The sequence below is a fragment of the Caldisericota bacterium genome, assembly GCA_034717215.1.
Lineage (GTDB): Bacteria > Caldisericota > Caldisericia > Caldisericales > Caldisericaceae > UBA646.
Window position 1 is genome coordinate 1 of record JAYELD010000147.1, and the last position, 5117, is coordinate 5117.

Sequence of the window (5117 nt, forward strand, 5' to 3'; positions counted from 1 at the left end):
TGATAGGTTTTTGCATTTGACACATTGTAATTTTTTTAAATATTGTATGTACTAATTTCGAGTAGTGTTTACACTTTGATTTAAAATAAATTGGTCATGCATATGGTCTTTCTTAATGTCAAGGGGATGTTTCGTTTGTCATACTTCAAGAACATATATTTACCTTATGAATCGCCACCAGCGGTTCAAAGAATTAGTCTTTTTCAATTTTTATACATCTTAATACTTATACGACAAAGGCTTTAAAAAATCCTTCTTTTTTTAAAAAAAGCTTTAAGCAATAAAAACACTTTAGTAAAAACCAAAGAGATTTATTGTTAAATCACTTTTATATTGCTTGAATTTTTTATTTTTCATCTGAATAGTATTTTAAAATTCTTTTTCGGTCTTCCTTTTCTTTATCTCCCTTAAAATATATTTCGACTAACTCTATTCGGTCATCATCTTCAAAATACGCATAAACAATCCTTATTCCACTGTAAGAGCCCCTTCCTTTTAAAGATTTACAGGCAAATTTTCTGGCTTTGTAGATTTTGGGATTCGATATGGAAAGTCCTGAAATTTGAACAATTCCGCTATTTTCAATATTTAATTTATGGGATAATTTAAGCTGGTTATTTACAAATACTTCTAAATCCTGTTTTAGGGTAGGATAATTTTTCCTTAGCTTTTTAAAATCTTTCATGAAATCAGGAAGCATTAAGACTTCATTAAATATCTTCTTCAATATAGGTCCTCACCGAATAGGGTTTTGTGCGGTAGAATACAGATTCATAATCTATTATTTCTCCATTTTCCGTTGTTAACCATGGTACATCTTTATGGGAATAATTACTTATTTCAGTGGCATTCATATCAGATAATCTATCTAATACGCTATCAATCATTTTTACTTCATGAGCTTTTAACAAAGTCAAATCTGGTTCTCTTTTAGATAAATATTTAGTCTGAGGATGTTTAAAATAGCTGTCTTTCACTTTAATCAGGTCTTTGCTTTCCATCTCTTTAACTATTTTTATAAATTCCTTGGGAGTAGGACCATAATGATTTTTTATATAAGTTGCTCCAATGAGTTGTTCTTCGTATTTTTCATAAAAATCAAAATCAATAAAGTAAAGCAATTTGTACAATACCGATTCTCCTATATTTGGTTTTGACCCAATTTTATTTAGTATATAAAGTAATACTTCTTTGAATTTCTGCAGATTTTTTTGGGGAACACTTATTCGTATTTCCTTTTTTGGTTTCTGCTTAGTTGTATTTTTTTCAATGATTACTTCTATGTCTTCTTTTAAATCAAGCAATACATCTGAAGAAATATTAAAATACTCAGAAAGCTTTTTTATTTCCTCTACATATATTTTTCTTTCTCCGTTTTCAATTTTTGAAATGGTCACCCGATCTACACCTAATGCTTCAGCCAAACTGGACTGTGATATATCTATTTTCTCTCTTAATTTTTTAACTTTAAAACCTAGATTCTTATATAATGTAGGCATTTTATTACACCTCGTTCCTTTAAAATCATATAACCATATATACTATAACATATGTTATTTATTATTACAAATTTATGTAATATATTATTACTTTAACAAATATTCCAGGAAAATAAGGCAAAGGGGTTAAAACTTACGATATTTACCTACAAATGGGGAAAATGTGTAAGAATTGTGGAAAAATGGCCTCTTGAAAGCCTTATATAATAAGAGTTTTAGCGAATATTGCCAGATTTTGCTTGTATGAGCAAATTTTGCCTTGACCTATACTTTACCCCTCAAAAACGGCACTTTTTCGACTAAAATTTTACTCTTTTAAATTCTAAAAGTGGCTATTTATAAGGGTTACAGGATTTCGGGGAGGCAAAAATAGCCCAAAAACAGGGTAGTAAATTGTCAATTTTTCGAAAATTGGGACGCGTTTAAAGGCACTCTACGTGCGTTAAAAGGGCATTCCTGAAGGGGGTCTGAAAGCCTTGAAAACAAAGGGTTTTAGATGGGCAATAAATTCAAACTACAGGAATAGCCAAAACCCTTATTATTGTGCTATTACAATCATCTGATAGATAATTTACCATTCCTTTTTTGTTTTGTGAGCTTTATAAAAATCGATTAACCTGCTACAATCCTCCAGACAGTGTATGGTCAGTGTTAGGGTCATTTTTTGCCCGTTGCTCTGATAGTCAATGAAAATCCGATAATCTGCAGGAGATAAAAGTGCCAGAAAAGGATGTTTTCTGGGAGGAAGATCAATCTTCTCTACTTTGGACCAGAGAATGCGAAAATTTAACTGGTTCTCTTCGCGTTCCGGCTGCTCAGCTCTCATAAAAGAAAAAAGCAAGTTTCGCTGGGGAAAAGTCTGAAAATAAAAAGCGCTCTCGGTATAGAATAAAATTCCCAAGATCGGTCCGGAAAAGTTCTGATAGCCACCGATGAACTGGGCCATACTCCTCCCTTTAATTTTCTCTCCAATATCCTCTTCCTTTTTCTTCCAGAACTGTTCCACGTCTTTTTCGGGTACTCTTTTCAAAATAGCCTCCTTCGATTATGGTAATATCTGAATTATTATGTGAATTTTGAAGAATATTAAGGGGTCAAGTCTTGCAATATCACTTTTCATCTTCCCGCTCGGTTTTTTTAATCACTCTGCTCACTATAGTATAATGCACGCCAATCGATTTACCGAGGCCAAATATTTTTACTTCCAAAAGAACCTTTGGCTTTTTCAGATGTTGCAATCTAGTTTTAAAATTCTCGCTATTTTACAACTTTAAGGGCAAGCTCGGCCACTCTTTTTCCAAGAAGCCTGCCCTGTTCCATAGTTTTTTCATCCGGCTTGCCCACACATGAAACCCCGTAATGTCCAGTTGCAGCCATGGGATCACCAATAATGATCATACCATAAATCATAAGAGCCTGAATGATGGAAAACATGGTAGTTTCTTTTCCTCCAGTAACATCTCCTGATGTTGTGAACACTGCCCCGACTTTATCCTCCATCTTCTTTCTAATACCGACAAAGTCATCAAATACTTGTTTTAATTGAGCAGCCATTGTCCCGAAATATACAGGAGAACCGGCTATGATCGCGCTTGCTTCCAGAAAATCATCTCTTGTAACCTGATCTGTCTTTTTTAATACAGCTTCCGCCCCTGTAATCGCATTAACACCTTCAACTACAGCCTCAGCCAATCTTCTTGTGTTTCCACTCTTGGAAAAATAGAGAACCAGTATTTTCATTTTACCTCCTTAATTTATAGCATTAACGCCCAAATTGAGCGATGGGCCGCATAACAGTCCGCGGGTTTACGTGTCAGGGGACGGTCCTTTGTCACACTTCAAGAATATATATTTAACTTATTGAATCGCCACCAGCGGTTAAAAGAATTAGTCTTTTTCAATTTTTCTACATCTTAATACTAATACGATAAAAGGCTTACAAAATCCTTCTTTTTGAAAGAAAAAGTTATTAGTTTTTGGTTTTTAGACAAAAAAGAAAGGTATAGATTCCCGCCTGCGCGGGAACAACACATGGGGGGACAGGTATAACATAAGTTTTAAATAAATAGGTGTCTGTCCCTAATTTATTAATTTATAAGGGTTTCATGATTTATGGGAGGCAAAAATACCCTAAAAACAGGGTAGTAAATTGCCGATTTCTCGAAAATTGAGACGCATTTAAAGGCACTCTACGTGCGTTAAAAGGGCAGTCCTGAAGGGGGTCTGAAAGCCTTGTAAATAAGGGCCTTTAGGGGAAACAAATAGGAACGGAGAACAACCGCCCCGTTAGAATCTCACCCCCTTTAAACTGTTATTTCTACTCGATTTCCATCTGAATCAAGCACACAGCTTTCAAAATACCCATCGCCTGTGGTTTGCGGTTCGCTTACAATTGTATATTCATCAGATCGTAGCTTTTCAGTAATTTCAACCACCTTTTCTTTACTACCAACTGATATGGCAAGGTGAATAATTCCTTCATATTGTATCTTGGAATCATTTAAATTGCTAGGTATTGATGGCATTTTCATTATTTCAAGACGAGCACCATTATCAAAAGATAGAAAATATGACTCAAAATCATTTAACTCATTACGATATTTATTCCCTGCTATACAGTTAAAATATTTAGTATAGAATCTTTTTAAACGCTCTAGATCCCCTGTCCAGATTGCAACATGTTCAATTCTCATAACTTACCTCCTCGTATAATAACAAGAAAAGACAAGGGGACGTTTCGCTTGTCATATTTCAAGAATATATATTTACCTTATTGAATCACCAACAACAGTTAAAAGAATTAGTCTTTTTCAATTTTTCTACACCTTAATATTAATACGACAAAAGATTTAAAAAACCCTTCTTATTTTAAAATAATATTATTTTCCTCCAATTCTTCATCAATCTCCGTATGATGGGGTGGAAATTCTCCACACCCCCTAGTGGAATTATTCCACACTAACAGCAACAAGTAAGAACAGTAACAAATAGAACAGCAACAACATTGGGGTGTAATTTTTTCCCTGCTGTTGTTGCCGTTAATTTTAAAAAATTAAAAGAGAAGAAAAACCGCCTTACTATTTTTAATTTTCTATTTATTGAAATTAAACCTTAGTTGAGGATTTTCTTTTTGAACTAATTTTAACACTATTTTTACAAATTCCTCTGCTGTTTTCAAAGCATTTTCTGCTTCAATTTTGGAAACAGGAAGAAAAGGGTCATAAGTAAATTGATTTCGTTTCCGCCGCATATGATCGAATTTTTTAATAATATTCTTAAATTTTTCTCCCAGAACGTCTCCGGATAATTCTATAATTGTTTTATGCTGTTGGCCATCGACTGATCGATATCCTTTCATAAATACTATTGACCTGCCACATCTTAACATTGCCAAATATGCATAATTATAAGTAACCTCTTCATCAATTTTTAAGTTAGCTTTGGCAGAAACTATATCTTTCTGAGCCCGAAGTAAAAGTGCTTCAATGTGAGAAAAATCTACTTTTTGTTTTTTAATCAGACCATGATCTAGCATTATTTTTACTGTATCTTTATAGTCCATTTTCATCCCCTATTAATAAAATTTTCTTCTCTTTTAAAATATCTAAAACAAAAGAA

The 5117-nt window shown here is 33.3% G+C and carries 6 protein-coding genes; all 6 read right to left on the reverse strand.

Going from position 1 to position 5117, the window contains the following annotated elements; genetic code table 11:
• Positions 1-346: 346 nt before the first annotated feature.
• The 6 genes from U9Q18_06140 to U9Q18_06165 all read right to left on the reverse strand — a co-directional run bounded on the left by U9Q18_06140 (position 347) and on the right by U9Q18_06165 (position 5061).
• Entirely contained in the window at positions 347-727 is a 381-nt protein-coding gene (locus tag U9Q18_06140) for a hypothetical protein (protein MEA3313936.1), read from the reverse strand.
• Entirely contained in the window at positions 711-1499 is a 789-nt protein-coding gene (locus tag U9Q18_06145; GenBank protein MEA3313937.1) for a DUF4065 domain-containing protein, read from the reverse strand. The genes U9Q18_06140 and U9Q18_06145 overlap by 17 nt, the downstream gene beginning before the upstream one ends.
• 571 nt (positions 1500-2070) lie before the next feature.
• The gene (locus tag U9Q18_06150) at positions 2071-2529 is read right to left on the reverse strand and encodes a hypothetical protein (GenBank protein MEA3313938.1); all 459 of its coding nucleotides are present in this window, start codon (positions 2527-2529) and stop codon (positions 2071-2073) included.
• Positions 2530-2756: 227 nt separating this feature from the next.
• Entirely contained in the window at positions 2757-3239 is a 483-nt protein-coding gene (locus tag U9Q18_06155) for an NAD(P)H-dependent oxidoreductase (GenBank protein MEA3313939.1), read from the reverse strand.
• 563 nt (positions 3240-3802) lie between these two features.
• Positions 3803-4192: a VOC family protein gene (locus U9Q18_06160; GenBank protein ID MEA3313940.1), complete on the reverse strand. Its 390-nt coding sequence runs from the start codon at positions 4190-4192 to the stop codon at positions 3803-3805.
• 398 nt (positions 4193-4590) lie between these two features.
• A complete protein-coding gene (locus U9Q18_06165; protein MEA3313941.1) occupies positions 4591-5061 on the reverse strand; it encodes a HEPN domain-containing protein in 471 nt (156 codons plus the stop codon).
• Between the last annotated feature and the right edge of the window lie 56 nt (positions 5062-5117).

Excerpts from the sequence above, each read along its gene's own strand:
- U9Q18_06165 (MEA3313941.1), bottom strand. The coding sequence starts at position 5,061 with ATGGACTATAAAGATACAGTAAAAATAATGCTAGATCATGGTCTGATT.
- U9Q18_06145 (MEA3313937.1), bottom strand. The coding sequence starts at position 1,499 with ATGCCTACATTATATAAGAATCTAGGTTTTAAAGTTAAAAAATTAAGA.
- U9Q18_06155 (MEA3313939.1), bottom strand. The coding sequence starts at position 3,239 with ATGAAAATACTGGTTCTCTATTTTTCCAAGAGTGGAAACACAAGAAGA.
- U9Q18_06160 (MEA3313940.1), bottom strand. The coding sequence starts at position 4,192 with ATGAGAATTGAACATGTTGCAATCTGGACAGGGGATCTAGAGCGTTTA.